The organism is Bradyrhizobium yuanmingense, from assembly GCF_900094575.1.
Taxonomy (GTDB): domain Bacteria; phylum Pseudomonadota; class Alphaproteobacteria; order Rhizobiales; family Xanthobacteraceae; genus Bradyrhizobium; species Bradyrhizobium yuanmingense.
In genome coordinates this window covers 270,657-288,346 of record NZ_FMAE01000010.1, presented here as the reverse complement: position 1 = coordinate 288,346, position 17,690 = coordinate 270,657, and the positions used below count along the sequence as shown (strand labels likewise).

Annotated in this window: 14 protein-coding genes; 10 read left to right on the top strand and 4 right to left on the bottom strand. The window is 61.1% G+C overall.

What is annotated here, in order from left to right; all coding sequences use genetic code 11:
* Positions 1-694 precede the first annotated feature (694 nt).
* Positions 695-1,570, bottom strand: coding sequence for a GNAT family N-acetyltransferase (locus GA0061099_RS32130; RefSeq protein WP_036008192.1), 876 nt, complete (start codon positions 1,568-1,570; stop codon positions 695-697).
* Between the two features lie 321 nt (positions 1,571-1,891).
* Between GA0061099_RS32130 and GA0061099_RS32125 the strand changes: the two genes are divergently transcribed.
* The 3 genes from GA0061099_RS32125 (at position 1,892) to GA0061099_RS32115 (ending at position 4,849) form a co-directional block, all read left to right on the top strand.
* The gene (locus tag GA0061099_RS32125) at positions 1,892-2,815 is read left to right on the top strand and encodes a 2-hydroxyacid dehydrogenase (protein WP_036025114.1); all 924 of its coding nucleotides are present in this window, start codon (positions 1,892-1,894) and stop codon (positions 2,813-2,815) included.
* A 13-nt stretch (positions 2,816-2,828) separates the two neighbouring features.
* A complete protein-coding gene (locus tag GA0061099_RS32120) occupies positions 2,829-3,185 on the top strand; it encodes a cupin domain-containing protein (protein ID WP_027544597.1) in 357 nt (118 codons plus the stop codon).
* Between the two features lie 206 nt (positions 3,186-3,391).
* The gene (locus GA0061099_RS32115) at positions 3,392-4,849 is read left to right on the top strand and encodes an NAD-dependent succinate-semialdehyde dehydrogenase (protein WP_036025115.1); all 1,458 of its coding nucleotides are present in this window, start codon (positions 3,392-3,394) and stop codon (positions 4,847-4,849) included.
* 128 nt (positions 4,850-4,977) lie between these two features.
* On the opposite strand, the gene GA0061099_RS32110 is transcribed toward GA0061099_RS32115, so the two are convergent.
* Positions 4,978-5,667 carry a haloacid dehalogenase type II gene (locus tag GA0061099_RS32110; RefSeq protein ID WP_036025117.1) on the bottom strand — a complete coding sequence of 230 codons (690 nt, stop codon included), beginning with the start codon at positions 5,665-5,667 and terminating at the stop codon, positions 4,978-4,980.
* Positions 5,668-6,010: 343 nt separating this feature from the next.
* On the opposite strand from GA0061099_RS32110, the gene GA0061099_RS32105 reads away from it, so the two are divergent.
* On the top strand, positions 6,011-7,387 hold the full coding sequence (locus GA0061099_RS32105; RefSeq protein WP_036025159.1) for an aspartate aminotransferase family protein: 1,377 nt from the start codon (positions 6,011-6,013) through the stop codon (positions 7,385-7,387).
* 16 nt (positions 7,388-7,403) lie between these two features.
* Here the strand turns inward: GA0061099_RS32105 and GA0061099_RS32100 are convergent, their stop codons facing one another.
* Both GA0061099_RS32100 and GA0061099_RS32095 read right to left on the bottom strand, forming a co-directional pair.
* On the bottom strand, positions 7,404-7,880 hold the full coding sequence (locus GA0061099_RS32100; protein ID WP_027544593.1) for an Lrp/AsnC family transcriptional regulator: 477 nt from the start codon (positions 7,878-7,880) through the stop codon (positions 7,404-7,406).
* Between the two features lie 113 nt (positions 7,881-7,993).
* A complete protein-coding gene (locus tag GA0061099_RS32095) occupies positions 7,994-9,319 on the bottom strand; it encodes an NAD(P)/FAD-dependent oxidoreductase (protein WP_036025119.1) in 1,326 nt (441 codons plus the stop codon).
* A gap of 658 nt (positions 9,320-9,977) precedes the next feature.
* Between GA0061099_RS32095 and GA0061099_RS32090 the strand changes: the two genes are divergently transcribed.
* The 6 genes from GA0061099_RS32090 to GA0061099_RS32065 all read left to right on the top strand — a co-directional run bounded on the left by GA0061099_RS32090 (position 9,978) and on the right by GA0061099_RS32065 (position 17,665).
* Positions 9,978-11,654: an ABC transporter ATP-binding protein gene (locus GA0061099_RS32090; protein ID WP_036025124.1), complete on the top strand. Its 1,677-nt coding sequence runs from the start codon at positions 9,978-9,980 to the stop codon at positions 11,652-11,654.
* Between the two features lie 11 nt (positions 11,655-11,665).
* Positions 11,666-13,333 carry a peptide ABC transporter substrate-binding protein gene (locus GA0061099_RS32085; protein WP_036025125.1) on the top strand — a complete coding sequence of 556 codons (1,668 nt, stop codon included), beginning with the start codon at positions 11,666-11,668 and terminating at the stop codon, positions 13,331-13,333.
* 59 nt (positions 13,334-13,392) lie between these two features.
* Positions 13,393-14,343, top strand: a complete 951-nt coding sequence (locus GA0061099_RS32080; protein WP_036025127.1) for an ABC transporter permease — start codon at positions 13,393-13,395, stop codon at positions 14,341-14,343.
* 37 nt (positions 14,344-14,380) lie between these two features.
* Complete coding sequence (locus GA0061099_RS32075) at positions 14,381-15,259, top strand: ABC transporter permease (protein ID WP_036025129.1); 879 nt, start codon at positions 14,381-14,383, stop codon at positions 15,257-15,259.
* A 54-nt stretch (positions 15,260-15,313) separates the two neighbouring features.
* Complete coding sequence (locus tag GA0061099_RS32070) at positions 15,314-16,621, top strand: NAD(P)/FAD-dependent oxidoreductase (protein ID WP_036025131.1); 1,308 nt, start codon at positions 15,314-15,316, stop codon at positions 16,619-16,621.
* Positions 16,622-16,798: 177 nt separating this feature from the next.
* On the top strand, positions 16,799-17,665 hold the full coding sequence (locus GA0061099_RS32065; protein WP_036025133.1) for a GNAT family N-acetyltransferase: 867 nt from the start codon (positions 16,799-16,801) through the stop codon (positions 17,663-17,665).
* Positions 17,666-17,690 lie beyond the last annotated feature (25 nt).

The window sequence follows — 17,690 nt, the reverse complement described above, 5'->3', positions numbered from 1 at the left end:
TCTTCGACCTCACCGTAGTGTAGCGCAGATTCAGAAATCGTAGAGAGGCGCCGGTTTTGAACTCTTAATCAGCGGGTCCCAGGTTCGAGCCCTGGTGCGCCCACCAAGCTTTTCAAAGACTTGGCCAGACCTCGCGCAGAACGGACGTTTCGGTTGGAAGCTTGGCTTGATCGACCCTCTCTGTGGGCGAGACTAAGTCACACACCCGTTTGGCTCTGTCCCTCACTGCACATTCGCAGCATGAGATACAGCGCGAGGGTCGCGCAGTACAGGCGGATTACATGAGCGTCGTAGATTAGGACACTCTGGCGAGGAAAACGGACGTGCTCGAGCGGCTCTGCGTAATCGGCAAGAGCGCAGACGGTGCGATGAATAACTCGTTCGATCGAGAAGCTGCGGGACAGCCGATGAGCGCCAGCGTTCTGTCGATCTCTTCGAAAAGGATAGCCAGGGCCTTGGATGCCACAGCCCCTTGCGGCAAATCCGTAGAGGAAGGATCGACCTAGCAGCACCGCTTTGGCGCATAACTAGGAGCGGGGCCGCGGCCTGCCTCGACCAGTCGTCCGGGAAGGCGAGCGCCACGCTTCGAGGAGCATCTGGATAGATCCGCTATTTTGGGCGGGACGTGTTCTCCCTCTCGCTCTGTCCCTCCCGTGAAGCACGAGCTGGACTGTTAGCAGTTCGCTTCACAGCCTCAGCTCAACGCGTGACCGGCCAGCCCGTAAACCCACGGCTCGTTTCCCTTTCGGTTCAGGAATCGCCGTCCCTTGGACATGGTAGTGACTGTATCGTTCATTCCGAGGCGGCTCTGTTGAAGAAAATCCGCAAACAGACCCGTCTGCTCCCGCGTATCAACGCGGGCGAACTTTCCGGCGAGATCCTTGAGATGCACGGCCGTAAGATGGATCGCGTCACAATCATTGCTGGCGACGATAGGGCCGATCACATGACCGCGCCCGAATTCGCGCTTCATGGAATAACCGACGGTCTCACCGCCACGACGCAGGACGCAGATTGACGCACCTTCAGAAAGCAATGCAAGCAGCCTCTGACGACTGGTCCCGAACGCGCGTTCATCCAGTGCTGTGATCTCTTGGATATTCCCGGTGAGCGGGCTCAATTCGCCGTCGAGCGCCGGCACTGGCGGAGGTGGTGACACGGCCTCTCCCTGCCACTGATAGACGGTGGCTTCCTTCGTGAAGCCGAGGGAAAGATACAGATGATACGCGGCATCGGTCGAATTGAGGCTTAGAGTCCGGTCGCCACACCGCTCGAACACCTGCTCCATGAGCCAACGGCCGGTACCCTGCGCCTGGGTTCGGGGCGATGTGATCACCAGGCCAATGGTCGCGAATTCGCGGCCATATGGGAACCACATCGCGCTGCCGAAGACGCGTCCTATGCCATCAACGGCTACGATGCCGTGACCTGCGCGGCGCAAAAAATCCCAATCCTTGGGTCGATGCGGCCAGCCAACCCCGGTCGAGAGTGCGTGGAGCAGCGTCACATCAACGTCGTTGATGTCCTTCGCGGCCAGCTCAAAGGACTTCACACGTACCGTTCGTCCCATCTCGACTCGTCCATTCCTTCGCGGGATGCCAATCTTTCGCACATCGCGCCTTTTCTTTTCCGCCAGGGTAGCGGGCTTATTTCGCCCACTATCGCACGGAAAGCCAGCAGGTTTCCCCTGTTTGGGCCCTCTTTTCGAAATCTTCGGCCTGTCTTGCAACGTAATTCGGCAGGGAAAGCTCCGGCTCGCGGCTATCCTCTCGGTGTTCGGCAAAAATCGTGGAGGCAGACCGGATCGCCGTGAATCCCCGCGAAAGTCTTGCAAGGCTAGTCGCTTTTCCCGACGTCGTCGACATACCGAGCGAGGCGGAGACGTGCATCGATGGCATTTCTTTTCAATTCTGATGCTGCCAGGGGCGCAGTCTTCCGGGAGGCTTTTGCGTGTGAGCTCCCTGACCTGGAATTTTACCATTGCAGCGAAGCTATCGATCCGGAAAAGATACGGTACCTGCTGACCTGGAACGTGCCAGACGATGTCTCGCGCTTTTGTAATCTGGAGCTGCTCTTTTCCATCGGCGCCGGCGTCGATCAGTTCAATCCGGAGACCATACCTGGCCACGTGAAGCTCGTGCGCATGGTCGAGGATGGCATCATACGCATGATGCAGGAATACGTCGTCCTTGGTGTGCTGACGCTGCATCGCGAGATGCTGGCCTACCAAGGGCAGCAGAGAAGGGGCGTTTGGCAAGCGCTTCCAACGTCCCAGGCGACCGATCGGCGTATTGGCTTCCTGGGGCTTGGCATGCTGGCGCAAGCTGCAATCGACCGCCTGAAGCCGTTCCAGTTTCCCATCGCCGCGTGGAGCCGCAGCGAAAAAACTGTCGAGGGAGTCACCTGCTTTCATGGGGACGCCCAGCTTGGTGACTTCCTGCGAGGAACGAATATCCTCGTCTGTCTTCTTCCCCTGACGGAGCAAACAAGCGGCATCCTGAACGCAAGGCTCTTCTCGCTTTTGCCAGCTGGAGCGAGGCTGCTCCACGTCGGCCGCGGCCCGCAGCTTGACCAGGGCGCACTCATCGAGGCGCTCGACAGCGGGCACCTTGCAGCCGCCATGCTTGACGTCACCGATCCCGAGCCGCTGCCGGACGGCCATCTACTCTGGTCCCATCCGAAGGTGATCATCACGCCGCATATCGCGTCCGTGACCCAACCGCATACGGCGGCACAATCGGTCATAGAGAACATCCGGCGCCACCGCGCTGGACGAAATCCGATCGGCCTTGTCGATCGAACACTCGGTTACTAACAGGAAAAAAGCCATGTCCCTTCTGGTCACCATTGACACCAATCCGGACTTCGCACCGAAGAACGCCTTGCCTGCTCCGGAACGGCTCATCTCCGGCAATCCATCGTTCAAGACCTGGGCACAGGACGCCTCGAAAGGCGAGAAGGTGCTGACCGGCGTCTGGGAAGCGACACCCGGCGAGACTCATTCCATCAAGGGCACCACGTTCGAGTTCTGTCACATTCTCTCGGGTCTCATCGAGATCGAGGAAAAGGGTGGTGAGACCAGGAGGTACCGCGCCGGCGACAGCTTTGTGATGAAACCCGGCTTCGTTGGCGTCTGGCGCACGATCGAGACCGTGCGAAAGATCTACGTCTGTCATTATGATTGAGACAATGCTGAGGGCTGCACTAGCGGCCCTCGGAATATTCGACCTCCGGGGCAGCGCCTGACCAGATTCAACGCGGCCAGACACTTCATTCTCAATGAAAAATGCGGCGTGCAGTTCTGTACTGCTCGCATGAGATGGCTTCGTCTCGCCACGCGCAAATCCAGGCAGTGATGGTGAGGCCGGGCCCGAAACCAAGGAGCAAGCCCATGATTGCATTGAAGGACAAGGATCTGTTTCGCCAGCAAGCGCTGATCGGCGGCAACTGGCGGGACGCGAGCACGAGAGCCACCGTTGATGTCATTGATCCTGCCAGCCAGAAAGTGCTTGGCACGATCCCGGATATGGGCCGAGACGAGACCAGGGCAGCAATCGACGCGGCGGCCGCCGCGTTCAAGCACTGGAAGACCCGGGCTCAGGCAGAGCGTGCTGCGCTGCTGGAGCGCTGGTATGAGCTCATGCGGCACCATGAGCAGGATTTGGCTCTTCTGCTCACGCTGGAACAGGGCAAGCCGCTTGCTGAATCTCTCGGAGAGATCCGTTACGGGGCATCCTTCGTCAAATGGTTTGCCGAAGAGGCCCGCCGCATCAACGGATCGACAATCCCGGCGCCCAGCGTCGATCGCCGCATTCTGGTGCTGAAAGAACCGGTCGGCGTCTGCGGGATCATCACGCCCTGGAATTTCCCCAACGCGATGATAACCCGCAAGGTGGCACCAGCACTTGCTGCGGGCTGCACAGTGGTCATCAAGCCATCTGAGTTTACGCCTTTTTCAGCTCTCGCCATCGCTGTCCTGGCTGAGCGGGCCGGAATCCCGGCGGGCGTGATCAACATCGTGACGGGCATGCCGGCGGACATCGGCGCGGAGCTGATGGCCAATGAAACCGTCCGCAAGATCTCGTTCACCGGATCGACACGCGTCGGCGCTTTGCTGATGAGGGGCGCCGCCGACAACATCAAGCGGCTCAGCCTCGAGCTCGGCGGCAACGCGCCGTTCATCGTCTTTGACGATGCCGATATCGACCGGGCGGTCGAGGGAGCGATTGCGTCAAAATTCCGCAATGGCGGGCAAACGTGCGTCTGCTGCAATCGCATCCTGGTGCAAGCTGGCATCTACGACGCCTTCGCCCAGAAGCTCGCCAGCCGGGTTGCAAAAATGAAGGTCGGTGGCGGGACGGAAGAGGGGGTCGCAATCGGGCCGATGATCAACAGCGCGGCGATCGATAAGATCAAGCGGCATGTCACGGACGCCCTGGATAAGGGCGCAAAGATCATCTCGGAGAGTGAGGCGGTGCCGGAAGGTCGGCAATTTGCCCGCCCTCTCGTGCTCGGCGGCGCAACAACTGAGATGCTCCTGGCTTCGGAAGAGACCTTCGGGCCGGTCGCACCGCTTTTCCGCTTTGAGACCGAGGACGAGGCGATTGCGATCGCCAACGGCACGCCTTTTGGCCTTGCCGCCTATTTCTACACGGAAAACCTCAAGCGCTCCTGGCGTGTTGCCGAGGCGCTCGAGTTCGGCATGGTCGGCTTGAACACCGGCCTGATCTCGACCGAGGTGGCGCCTTTCGGCGGTGTCAAACAGTCGGGCCTAGGACGCGAGGGATCTCAACTCGGGATAGAAGAATATCTCGAGACCAAGGCGCTCCACGTCGGCGGTCTGGACTGAGCGGCCCAATATCTGAAGCAAGAAAGGGGGGCGGTCGAACCGCCCCCTTTTTTGCTTCACGGCGCACCGATCTCGATTGAAGCTTTTGAAGAACTGAAGCGCAACGAGAGAACCTGAGGGAACTGCGCTCACGCGCTCTTGCGCAGGGGCTCCAGGCCGACTGCTGCGGCAAGCCCTCCGATGTCAGCCACCTCGGTGTATTCATAGAAGGGGTTCGCGGGCTCGTGACCGCGGTTCACCCAGACCTTGCTCTTGATGCCCAGATCGTAGGCGGTCATCAGATCGTAGCGGAACGAGGAGGAGACGTGAGTGATATCTTCCGGGCCGCAGCCCAGCTTGTCGAACATGTATTCGAAGCCTTTCATGTGCGGCTTGTAGGCGCCAGTCTCCTCGGCCGTGATGACCGTGTGGAAGGGAGCGCCGAGCTTGTCCACGTTGGACATGATGAGGTTCTTCATGGAGTTCGACAAGATGACCAGCGGAATCTCCCTGGCAACCTTGGCCAGACCCGCCGGGACGTCCGGATGTGGACCCCACGTGTGGATCTCTTCATTGATGCGCTGGGCATCCTCCGGCCGAAATACGATACCGTTGCGCTTGCAAGCGCGCTCTACTGAATTGTGCACGACCTCGAAGTACGGCTTCCACGCGCCAAGAACTTCGTCCAGGCGATAGGCAGCGAAATCCTTGATGAAGCTTGCCATCGTCGTGGCAGAAAGTTGAGAGCCGTAGACCCTCCTTGCCGCGCCGGCCATGTCGAAATTGGTCAGCGTGCCGTAACAGTCGAAGGTGATGTATTTCGGTCTAAACGTTGCCATCGCTCGATCCTTTTCGGTCCTCACGCACCGCGGTCCGGTACGACAGGGATCATAGCGAGCAGAGGACCGGATAAAGCACCGCTGTCGCGGCGACGGAGAGCAGATTGTGTCGTATCGGATCGGCGCCGTGGCAGAGAGTTGTGTGAAAAGGCGCCTCCGAGTTGAGCGCCAATGCCAGGCACAGGCCGATGCCGGCACAAGATGCCGCGTCGATCGTCAATCAAAGTCAAAACGCCTTGCGTCCATGTCATGCCTGGGAGCAACTGCTGTTCCGGGCGTCTTACGTTGAGCTCCGAAGACATTGGGAGTGCCGCACAAGCGTGCGGTTGATCTGGAGGACAACATGTTGAGCAACTCGCTGGTTGAGCTCGATCGCGCGCATCTGATTCATCCGGTCTCATCCTATCGCAGCCACGAGGCGACTGGCGTCCGCGTGCTGAAGTCAGGGAAAGGCGCGACGCTGACCGATGTCTCGGGCCGTCAATTGCTGGACGGCTTCGCCGGCCTGTGGTGTGTCAATGCCGGCTATGGGCAGGACAGCATCGTCGAAGCGGCTTTGAGGCAGCTCCGCGAGCTGCCCTATGCGACGGGTTATTTCGGATTGGGCTCCGACCCGGCCATCCGGCTGGCCGCCAGACTCGCTGAATTGGCGCCTGGCGATCTGAACCATGTCTATTTCACCTTGGGCGGCTCCGACGCCGTCGACAGCACGATCCGGTTCATCCGCTACTATTATCATGCCAAGGGTAGGCCGCAGAAGGACCAGTTCATTTCCGTCGAATCTGGTTACCATGGATCGTCGACGGCAGGATCTGGCCTGACGGCGCTGCCGGCTTTTCATGCGGGATTTGGAGTGCCATACAGCTGGCAGCACAAAATTCCCTCGCACTACGCCTATCGGAACCCCGTCGGTTCGCATCCCCAGGCGATCATTGCGGCGTCGGTCGCGGCTCTGCGCGCCAAGATCGCCGAGCTCGGCGCCGAACGCGTCGCGGCCTTCTATGTCGAGCCGATACAGGGGTCCGGAGGCGTCCTCGTTCCGCCGCCGTCCTGGATGAAAGCGATGCACGCTGTTTGCAAGGAGCACGACATTCTGTTCGTTGCCGATGAGGTCATCACCGGCTTTGGCCGTGTCGGTCCGTTGTTCGCCTGTGAAGAGGACGACGTCGTGCCGGATCTCATGACAACGGCAAAAGGGCTTACCTCGGGCTATGTGCCGATGGGGGCCGTTCTGATGTCCGACCGCGTCTACAACACGATCGCTGATGGCGCCGGCAAGGCTGCCATCGGCCACGGCTACACCTATTCGGCACATCCCGTCAGCGCAGCTGTCGGGCTTGCGTGCCTTGATCTTTACGAAAACGGCTTGCTGGAAAACGGCCGGAAGGCGGGATGCCGTCTCATGGAAGGCCTTCGCGCGCTGGCGGATCATCCGCTCGTCGGCGATGTCCGCGGTCGCGGCATGCTGGCTGCGATTGAGCTCGTCACTGACAAGGAGCGCAAGACGCCGCTGCCGGCGGAAGCCGATCCAGCGCGCCGTATTTTCGACCGCGCATGGGACAACGGTCTCGTCATCCGCGCCTTTGCCCAGGGCGTGCTCGGCTATGCGCCGCCGCTCTGCTGCACGGATGCGGACATCGACGGCATCATCGAGCGGACAAGGACTACGCTGGACCAGACGCTGGAAGATAGGGACGTGCGCGCAGCGATGAGAGGATAATCGCTGCGCCTGTTTGTCAACCGTTGAATATGCTTTCCAGCGGCAGATGGGATTTCACGATCGGGGACTTCAGCACGACAAAACTGAAATACTTGTCGATGCCGATATCCATCTCGACCAGCCGTTCCATGACGGCCTGGTATTCGCTGATACCCGCCGTGATGAACTTGACGAGATAGTCGTACCCACCCGAAACGAGGTGGCATTCGACGACGGAATCGATCTTTTCAATGGTCGTGAGAAAGCGCGCGAAATCGATCTGCCGGTGATTCTTCAGGGTGATTTCAGCGAAGACGGTTAGAGTTTGTCCGAGCTTGGCAACATCGATCTGGGCGGAGTAGCCAGTGATGAAGCCCTCCGTCTGGAGCCTCTTGACGCGCATCAGGCACGGACTCGGGGAAAGGTTGATCAGCTCTGCGAGCTCGACGTTGGAGATCCGCCCGTTCTTCTGCAGTTCGCATAAAATCCTGATGTCGATCTTATCGAGCTTCATAGCAGTGCCATCAGATGGGGCCGACAACGGCGTGAGGGCTTTGAGACTTCAGCGTCATATGCATTGTCATAGCATCAACCAGCGTCTTTTCCCACCGAGGCGGAAGCTGCAATTCAGAACTCGCTGACCTTGCCCCAGGCGCTCTTTTTCAGCCGCGCCGGCCTGTAGGGGCGCGGGTCGACGATCGGCGGATCACCCGTGATGATGTCGGCGATCATATGACCCGCGCCTGGGCCAATTCCAAAACCGTGGCCGCTGAATCCCGCCGCAAGGACGAACCCTGGAATGGACTCAACTTCACCGATTGCTGGAATGCCGTCCGGCGTGCTGTCGATGTAGCCGGCCCAGACGTTTGAGATTTCGACGCGCTCAAGTTCCGGCACGAGCTTGCAAGCTCGTCGATGTGTCGCCCGAATCTGCCTCATGTCAGGGCGAGGATCGAGCGTCCGGTTCAGCTCCATCGGGGTCACCTCATCGAGCCCCCATTTCGCCAGGGATTCATGGCCGTGCCGCAGGCCCTCGAAAGCCCCAGGGCTGAGACTTCGCCAGCGGCGGGCGAACATGGGCAGGAATTCGCGGCCGAACCTGAATTGCTGCGGCGTCGGATCGACTCGCGCGCGCCCGCTGATTGCGAGCGTGTATCCGCCATTGCCGCGCCGCGTGAGCGAGACGAGCCCGGTGTAAAGGGCATCAGGAAGGCCGGCGGCGCCAGGGGCCACGGCGAGAATAGACTGGCGAACGGATGCCTGCGGGAAGCGAATTCCCAGCTGGTTGCAGAACGAGGACGCCCATGCACCTCCTGCCATGACCGCCGTCTTCGTCCGGATCGTGCCCGCTTCCGTCACCACTCCGCTGACGCGGCCGGCAGTGAGCTCTATGCCACGAGCCGCGCAAAGCTGGTGCACGCTGCCACCCGCCGCCATGATGCCGCGCGCGGCGACGGGCACGGCCTTTGAAGTATCTGCCGTGCCGTCTGTCGGCGAGAAGACGCCGCCCTTCCACTTGCGACCGGTCGCCCTGCCTCTCTCGCTCGCTTCTTCCGCACTCAGCATGTGCGTCGTGACCCCGACGGTCCTGGCAAAGTCTCGCCACTTTGCCCAGCCGGCCAGCTCATTGTCGTCGTTCGACAGATACAAAAGCCCACAGCGGCGAAAACCCGTATCTTCACCGGTCTCTCCGGCAACCCTTTCCCAGAGATCCAGGCTCTTGGTCGCAAGCGGTAACTCGCGCGCATCGCGGTTCTGTTGGCGGCACCATCCCCAGTTGCGGCTGGACTGCTCGGCGGCGACGCGGCCCTTTTCAAGCAAAGCAACCTTGAGGCCGCGGCGGGCGAGATAGTAGCTTGTGAACACGCCCACGACGCCGCCGCCGATCACAACGACGTCTGCCTCACGAGGTAGGGATGGATTGGATTCGATATGCAGGAGCGGCGCGCTCATCGGATTGGGGATCTCCGGTGGTTGCCGTAGCGTAACCGAGGAATTGCCGCAGCCCTCACGGACTTTCGCCGTGAGACCGAATATCCTGCGGTTTGCTGCCTTTGACACAGGCTATTATTGCGAAAATACTTTGCTTGCATCGCAGCTTGCAGGCGGCCAGCCAGACGCACGCGCTCGCGCAATCCATTGCGCTCCCTCCTGGCTGGGCGCCACGGCGGGTCTCGCGGCGCAGACTGAAATGCCAAATCGGACTTCGTTTTCAGAAGTTCCTGCTGCTTCGATGCCGGCTTTCGGCGACTCTGCGGTGATCGACATCGTCAAGATCGGCAGAACCAACCGATCGATGGTCGAAGTCCAAAGAGGCAACTTGCATGAGCCTTGTCCAGGAGCAGGCCTTCGCGGAAGCGATCAAGCCATGACGTGGATGCCAACTGAGCTTCGCTTCGATCGAGCTGGCCAATTAGGTCGGTGCTGCGCTCTAAGCAACAGCTCTTGCTTCTTGCGCGAAGAGGCCTGAATCATGTCGCAGCCTCCAACGAAGGAATGGCAAGTTGAGCGGCGAATTATCGACCTGTCCAAGGAGCGTGGAGGCGCAAGGAGCCGAAGGCGCCGGCCGCAGCAAGATGACGGCACCGGCTTGAAAAAGGAGGATGCTTTCATGGCCTCTGGCATCCAGGTGGCAAGCCCCGTCGATGTCGCGCTGTCGGTGCGCGAGCTGACCGTGAGTCTGCCGGAAGGAATGGAGCGAGCCTACGCCGTCGAGAATATCTCCTTCGATCTGAAACGCGGGCAGATTCTCTGTATCATCGGGGAATCCGGATCGGGCAAGTCGGTCACCGCGAATGCGATCATGGGGCTTCTACCGAAAGCGATCCGGGTCTCTTCGGGTGCGATCCACCTGGATGGGGAGAACATGGTGGGCCTCTCGCCCGACAAGCTCCGCAGCCTGCGCGGCCGCATCGTTTCAATGATCTTTCAAGACCCTCTCTCGGCGCTCAACCCGCTGATGACCGTGGGCGCGCAGATCGAAGAGGTGATGGCTGCGCACGACGTCGGAACGCCGGCCTCCCGTCGCAGCAGGGCGATTGATCTGTTGATTGAAGTGGGTCTGCCCGATCCGCAGCTTATGTATCATCAATATCCATTCCGGCTTTCGGGTGGACAGCGGCAGCGCGTGATGATCGCCATGGCTCTGGCTCTCGAGCCCGCGATCCTGATTGCAGACGAGCCGACCACCGCCCTGGACGTGACGACCCAGGCGCAGATCCTCAAATTGATCCGCGACATTCAGCGCCGCAAGGGGATGAGCGTCATGTTCATCACCCACGATTTTGGCGTCGTGGCTGAGATCGCCGATTACGTTGTGGTGATGGAGAAAGGCCATTGCGTGGAGCAGGGCAGTGCCGAGCAGGTGCTGAAGTCGCCAAGCCACCTCTATACGCGCCGACTGATCGCAGCCGTCCCGCACCTGACCGGCAAAAACCGTGTGCCCTTGGAAGCTGGTGACCCAGTTGCCATTCTCAAGGTTGAATGCCTCGCAAAAACCTATCGCAGCGGCAGCGCGCTTTTGCGCACGCAACGCATCGTCCCTGCGGTCAATGGGGTCAGTTTCGACCTCACGTCGGGCCGCACGCTCGGCGTCGTCGGGGAGAGCGGTTCGGGCAAGTCGTCGCTCGGTCGGCTGCTGATCAAGCTCATGGAGTGCGACAGCGGCTCGATTCTGTTCGAAGGGCGTGACATTGCCGGGCTTTCCGAGGCCGAGTTTCGATCGCTGCGGCCCAGGATCCAGATGATCTTCCAGGATCCCTTTGCCTCGCTGAATCCGCGATCGACGGTCGGGCATATTCTCACGGTCGGTCCCGTTGCGCATGGGGTGCCATACAGCGAGGCTGCCGAGCGGGCGCGGGAGCTTCTGTCCCATGTCGGCCTCGATTCAGGAGCCTTCGACCGCTATCCGCACGAGTTCTCCGGCGGGCAGCGCCAGCGCATCGGCATCGCGCGGGCGCTGATGTTCAAGCCGAAGCTGCTGGTCGCCGACGAAGCGGTCTCTGCGCTCGACGTATCGATCCAGGCCCAGATCTTGAGGCTGCTGGATCAGATTCAACGCGAGACGGGCGTCTCGATGATCTTCATCACCCATGATCTGCGCGTCGCAAGCCAGATCTGCGATGAAATTGCCGTCATGCATCGAGGACAGATCGTTGAACGGGGGCCGCCGTCCCAGATCTTCCTCAACCCGAAATCCAGCTACACGCGAGAACTGGTGGCAGCGATCCCCGGCGAGCAGCCCGGGAGCATGCCTCAAGATGAAAGCCACGTCGGACACAACAGCTAAGGAGAGACGTTATGACCGAGCGTTCTGCGACATCGAACTACTCGCGGCGCGATGCCCTGCGCATGGTGGCAATTGGCGGAGCCGCCGGCATCTTCGCGCCCAATCTCTTGGGCAAGCCGGCCCTCGCGCGCACCTCTCCGGCAAAGCCAACCGGCCGCGTGATCGTCGGACTTGGGCAGGAGCCGACCGTCTTCAATCCGCTGATGGCCCACATTGAAGTCGACGATGGTGTGCATTTCTCGGTCTTCGACGCACTCTTCCGCATCGATCCTCAAGGCGTCATTCAGCCCAATCTTGCATTGGAAGTGCCAAGCCAGAAGAACGGCGGCATTTCGGAAGACGGTCTCAAATGGCGCATTCGTTTGCGTGACGATGTCCGTTGGCACGACGGCAAGCCTTTCAGCGCCGAGGACGTGAAGTTCACGCTCGAGCTGATCACGAACCCCAACTTCCGGAGTTGGCGCACGTCCGGCCATTCTCTCGTGCGGGACATCACGGTGGTCTCGCCCACGGAGATCTCGTGGCGAATGGAAGAGGCCTTTGCGCCGTATTTGTCGTTCCTGACCGAAACCTTCATCGTGCCCAAGCACATCCTGGAAAAAGAGGCCAATCCGAACAATGCCGCCTTCAACCAGGCGCCGGTCGGCACCGGCGCGTTCAAGTGGGGCAAGCGGGTCGCCGGTGACCATCTCGAACTCGTGGCCAACACCGAATACTTCGGTGAAGGCCCTCATATCGAGCGGCTGGTCTTCAAGTACATTCCCGATCTCACCGTCCTCTACACCCAGTTCAAGAGCGGCGACATCGATCTCGTCGGTCAGCCCTACATCACTCCCGATCATTATGGTGAAGCCAAGAAGCTGCCGAACCGCGTGGTGACGCTGGTCCCAAGGGCCTCGTTCGAGTCCTTCTACCTGAACCTCGAGCGCCCGCAGTTCAAGGAGCATGCGGTCCGGGAGGCGCTTTATGCGGCGATCGACAAGGAGGCGATCATCCAGGGACTCTACTACGGCGTGCCGACGCCGACGGAGACGTTCATGCCGCGGCAGTCCTTCTACTTCAATGCCGGCCTGCCGCTGCACCAGTTCAATCTGAATCGCGCGCGCAAGATTCTCGACGAGGCGGGCTGGGCTCCGGGAGCAGGCGGCATTCGGACCAAGAACGGTGTTCGCCTGTCGTTCACCAATTCGACCACCTCCGGAGATCCGCTCCGCGAGCAGGTGCAGCAATTCCTGCAGCAGACGTTTGCTCAGCTGGGCGTGGAGATGAAGATATCGAACCTGCCCGCCGCCGTGATGTGGGGCGAGTTCTGGATGCAATCGCAATTCGATTCCGTGATCGTCGGTAGCTCGTACCTGATCGGTGCCGATCCGGACGTCACCAATCGCCTTCACTCGCGTTCGATCGGAGCCAAGGGTGGTCGCGGCTCGAACAATGCGCAGTATGCGAATCCGGAGGTCGACGCTCTGCTCGACAAGGGCGCGCGGACCTTCGATCCTGAAGCCCGGCGCGCGATCTACTCTCGCGTCCAGGAACTTGTTCGTCGCGACCTGCCGTTCCTTCCGTTGTACCAGAGCAATGCGGTCGAAGGACTCAAGAAGGGCATCAACGGCTTCGTGCCGAACGGCAATACGCGCACGGAATCCTGGAATGCGCTGGCCTGGTACTGGGCGAGCTGATGTCCTGGCCGCCCTGCAAGGAGCGGCCGGTGGTCCTGTCACGCTAATGGAGGGCTCGCATGTCCGGCTTCCTGCTCAACCGTCTCTCGCAGAGCATCGTGCTGCTGGTGATCGTCTCGATCATCGGCTTCACGGTTCTCAACCTCATGCCTGGCGGCCCTCTCGCGCAATTCGGGCTCGATCCCGGCATGACCCAGAAGGACGTCGAGCGCCTCGCAGCCCAGCTTGGGCTGAACCGGCCCCTGTGGCTTCAGTATCTCGACTGGGCCTCGCGGCTGATCCGGGGCGACTGGGGACACTCCTTCCGCGATGGCTCGGCGGTGCTGTCGGTGATTGGCCGACATCTGTTGGCGACGCTGCTGCTGATGGGCACGTCCACCGTATTGGCCATCGCGGCCGGCACCTGGATCGGCATTCGCGGTGCTACCCACCGCTATTCCCTGTTCGACTATTGCGCGACGGTGGGTGCCATGGTGGCACTGTCGGTCCCGACCTTCTGGTTCGGCCTCATCGGCATCTACATCTTTACGCTGAAGCTCGGTTGGGTACCTGCGGGGAACATGTACACGATCGGCGACGGCTCGGTGCTGGATTATCTGCACCATCTGATCCTTCCGAGCCTGGTGCTGTCGCTGGTTCATGTCGCGATCTGGAGCCGCTACATGCGCACGGCGACGCTCGATGCGCTAAGTCAGGATTTCGTTAAGACCGCCCGCGCCAAGGGCGTGAGCGAACGACGCATCCTGCTCAAGCACGTCGTCGGCAATGCGCTGTTGCCGATGATCACCCTGGCCGGGATGCAATTGCCCAGCGTTCTGACCGGCGCACTCGTGACCGAGACTGTCTTCACCTGGCCGGGAATGGGGCGGCTGTTTCTCGACAGCCTCGGCTACAGTGACTATCCGATGGTGATGGGACTGTTGATATTCTCGGCCATCCTGGTCGTGTTGGGCAACCTGATCGCAGACATCGTCATCGCTACCGTCGACCCGCGCATTCGTCTGGGCTGAGCCCGCCGGCTCGCCCTGTTACCAGGAGGCAGCAGATATGACCACCATTGTCGTGCACGCAGCTCCTACTCGGTGGTGGCACAGCCGTGCGGTGGCGCGCTTCATGCGCCATCATCTGGCGCTTGTCGGCATCGCGATGATCACCCTGCTTGTGCTGGCGTGCGCTATCGGCCCCTATGCCTTGCCCTACGACTCCCTCCAGATCGATCTGCGTGCCCGCTTTGCGCCGCCTCTCAGCGGGCACCACTATTTCGGCACCGATCCCCTCGGACGTGACTTGGCTGCACGGCTATTGGAGGCCGGGCGTGTGTCGCTGCTGGTGGGATTCTCCGCGATGCTGCTGTCGACGCTGATCGGCACCCTGGTCGGTGTGACGGCGGGTTATCGCGGCGGTTGGGTCGGGGCAGCGCTGATGCGCGTGGTGGACGGCTTCCTTTCCTATCCCTCGATCTTCCTCGTCTTGGCGCTGGCCGCCATGCTGCGGCCGAGCCCGGTGATGATCACCGTGATCATTGCCGTCACGAGCTGGATGGAGACCGCCAGAATCGTCGAGGCCGAGGTCCGCTCGCTGCGCGAGCGCGAGTTTGTCCAGGCTGCGCGCATGGTGGGACTGAGCCGCAGGCACATCATGTTCCGCGAGGTCCTGCCCAATGCCATGGGTCCAATCATCGTCGCCGCAAGCCTCGCCGTCGCCCGTGCGATCCTTCTGGAAGCCTATATCAGCTTTCTCGGCTACGGCATCCAGCCGCCGCTGCCGAGCTGGGGCAACATGCTCAATGGCGCCCAGCAATATCTGGCGAGCGCTCCATGGCTCGCGATCATTCCCGGCGCCGCGATTACGATTGCGGTGACGAGCTTCAACTTCATCGGCGATGGCTTGCGAGATGCCCTCGACGTTCGAAACGATCACATCTGATCAGCCGAGCCAAGCCTCGGCTGGACACCACAAGACATAAGAGACACGAATGCCATGCATGCGCCCAGAGTAGACGAGAAGGCGACGCCATACTGGTGGGAAGCCGCCCCGCTCAAGCCGCTGCCTCGGCAACCACTGCCCAAGAGGCTCGACGTGCTGATCGTTGGTGCGGGCTATGCGGGACTTTCGGCTGGTCTGACGCTCGCGCGCGAGGGGCGTTCGGTTGCAGCCTTTGACGCAATGGATCCGGGCGAGGGAGCTTCCACGCGCAACGGCGGAATTACCAGTGGGTCCATTCGGCCGGACTACGCAACGCTCACGAAGCGTTTCGGCGAAGAGAAGGCGCTGGCGATCGAGGCGGAAGGCAAGGCCGCACGCGAGTTCCTGTACGATTTCATCAAGACGGAAGGCCTTGCCTGCGACTTCCAGCCGGTGGGGCAGTTTAAGGGCGCCTTCGGCTATGAGCAATACGAAGCCATGGCTCGTACTGCAGAAAGGCTCGCGAAGAGACTCGGGATAGAAGCTTATGCGGTTCCTTACGCCGAGCAGCGCAAGTACATCGGCACGGATGTCTATCGCGGCGGTACGGTTCGGATGGATATCGGCGGACTGCACCCAGCCAAATTCCACGCCGAATTGCTGCGGGTTGCGCTCACTTCCGGATTGGCAGTGCACGCCCGGACGCCAGTAACTTCAATCGAAAGAGATGGCGCATTCCGCGTCGTCACTGCGGCCGGTCCAGTGCAGGCGCGTCAGGTGCTGGTTTGTACCAACGGCTACACCGATGGTGCCGTGCCCTTCCTGCGCCGCAGGCTGGTCCCGGTGCGCAGCCGGATCATTGCAACGGAGGAGCTCGCGCCCGACGTCATGGCGCGGCTGATGCCGAAAGGGATGATGATCACCGAGAATCGGGAGGTCGGCTTCTATTACCGGCCTTCGCCCGACGGCAGACGCATTCTGCTCGGTGGCCGCGACAGCTCTCGCGTCGGCGATCCAATCGCTCCGAAGCTGCTTCTGCGCAAGGGCTTGGTCAATCTGTTTCCGGAACTGGAGAGCGTTCGCCTCTCGCACAGCTGGTTCGGCAACGTCGCCATGAACCGCGACATGATTCCTCGCATCTTCGAGCAGGACGGCATCGTCTATGCCACCGGCTTCTGCGGTTCAGGCGTGGTCTGGGCGCCATGGGTCGGCATGCATGCGGCGCACAAGCTGATGGGACATGACGCGCAGGCGTGCACTGCCTTTGACTTCCGCCCTCCCGCCTTCATCCCGTTCTATCGCGGCAATCGCTGGTTCATGTCCGCGTTCATTCAGGGCTATCGCATGCGGGACCGCATCGCTCTGTGGCGCGCCAGCCGCTGACAGCAGATCGGTCGTTCAATCGCATCATCATTGAAATGCTGTGCCGAACTTGGCTCCAGTCCGATACGTAATGCTGTGAGGCGCAAGATAGGCTGCGGACCATGCGAGGATCACCCGGATAGCCCTCGTCTTGGCACTGGCGATCTGGCCGGCAAACCGAAAGAGACTTGCCCCATCATGACGACCGCAGCGGCCGAAGATCGCGTCCATGAAGATGTGGTCCTGCTTCCATTCGCCAGATCGCATCTGGAGGGCGCGCTAAGACTCTCGCAAGAGATGTCCTGGCCCTACCGGATCGAGGATTGGGATGTCGCGCTGCAGTTGGGCCGTGGCTTCGTCCTAGAGCGCGCCGGAGCGGTGATCGGAACGGCGGCGTGGTGGCCATATGGCGACACGCATGCTTCCGCCGGGATGATCATCGTCGCGAAGGCTGTTCAGGGCCGCGGCTACGGGGCGCGACTCATGGACGCGTTGCTGACGTCCGCGCGCCCACGAACGGTCGCGCTGAATTCGACAGCCGAAGGCATCGCCCTTTACCGACGCCGGGGCTTCGTGCCGATCGGGGTCATCCACCAGCATCAGGGAATTCCAAGCGAAACCGGCAGGTCGCCGCGCTCGGACCTCGTCAGGGCAATGGCTGCATCGGATTTCGATGCAGTCGTGCGGCTCGATCGCGAGGCCACCGGTTGGGAAAGGCAACGGATGCTGGATCGGCTCGTCCAAAACGCCGATGGCTATGTCCTGCACCGTGACGGCATAGCCCGCGGTTACGCCATCTCCCGGCTTTTCGGTCGCGGGCATGTCATTGGCCCTGTTGCGGCCGAAAGCCCGACCGATGCACGTGCGCTGATCGAGGCAGCGCTCGCACGCCTTGGTGGGCGTTTCGTCCGCATCGATACGTCTGCGGCATCGCAACTCGGGCCGTGGCTCGAAAGCATTGGCCTGCAGCATGTCAGCGACGCCACCACCATGACCCTGGGGATGCCGGCGCAATCGACCGGTCCGGCGCGCAGCTTCGCAATTGCCAACCAGTCGTTCGGCTAGGAGACATCGACGTGCTAGGCCAGGC

What these genes read in the sequence shown, in the direction of transcription:
- GA0061099_RS32080 (WP_036025127.1), top strand. Translation starts at nt 13,393, where the DNA reads ATGTCCGGCTTCCTGCTCAACCGTCTCTCGCAGAGCATCGTGCTGCTG.
- GA0061099_RS32070 (WP_036025131.1), top strand. Translation starts at nt 15,314, where the DNA reads ATGCATGCGCCCAGAGTAGACGAGAAGGCGACGCCATACTGGTGGGAA.
- GA0061099_RS32115 (WP_036025115.1), top strand. Translation starts at nt 3,392, where the DNA reads ATGATTGCATTGAAGGACAAGGATCTGTTTCGCCAGCAAGCGCTGATC.
- GA0061099_RS32130 (WP_036008192.1), bottom strand. Translation starts at nt 1,570, where the DNA reads ATGGGACGAACGGTACGTGTGAAGTCCTTTGAGCTGGCCGCGAAGGAC.
- GA0061099_RS32075 (WP_036025129.1), top strand. Translation starts at nt 14,381, where the DNA reads ATGACCACCATTGTCGTGCACGCAGCTCCTACTCGGTGGTGGCACAGC.
- GA0061099_RS32100 (WP_027544593.1), bottom strand. Translation starts at nt 7,880, where the DNA reads ATGAAGCTCGATAAGATCGACATCAGGATTTTATGCGAACTGCAGAAG.
- GA0061099_RS32095 (WP_036025119.1), bottom strand. Translation starts at nt 9,319, where the DNA reads ATGAGCGCGCCGCTCCTGCATATCGAATCCAATCCATCCCTACCTCGT.
- GA0061099_RS32120 (WP_027544597.1), top strand. Translation starts at nt 2,829, where the DNA reads ATGTCCCTTCTGGTCACCATTGACACCAATCCGGACTTCGCACCGAAG.
- GA0061099_RS32105 (WP_036025159.1), top strand. Translation starts at nt 6,011, where the DNA reads ATGTTGAGCAACTCGCTGGTTGAGCTCGATCGCGCGCATCTGATTCAT.
- GA0061099_RS32110 (WP_036025117.1), bottom strand. Translation starts at nt 5,667, where the DNA reads ATGGCAACGTTTAGACCGAAATACATCACCTTCGACTGTTACGGCACG.
- GA0061099_RS32065 (WP_036025133.1), top strand. Translation starts at nt 16,799, where the DNA reads ATGACGACCGCAGCGGCCGAAGATCGCGTCCATGAAGATGTGGTCCTG.
- GA0061099_RS32090 (WP_036025124.1), top strand. Translation starts at nt 9,978, where the DNA reads ATGGCCTCTGGCATCCAGGTGGCAAGCCCCGTCGATGTCGCGCTGTCG.
- GA0061099_RS32085 (WP_036025125.1), top strand. Translation starts at nt 11,666, where the DNA reads ATGACCGAGCGTTCTGCGACATCGAACTACTCGCGGCGCGATGCCCTG.
- GA0061099_RS32125 (WP_036025114.1), top strand. Translation starts at nt 1,892, where the DNA reads ATGGCATTTCTTTTCAATTCTGATGCTGCCAGGGGCGCAGTCTTCCGG.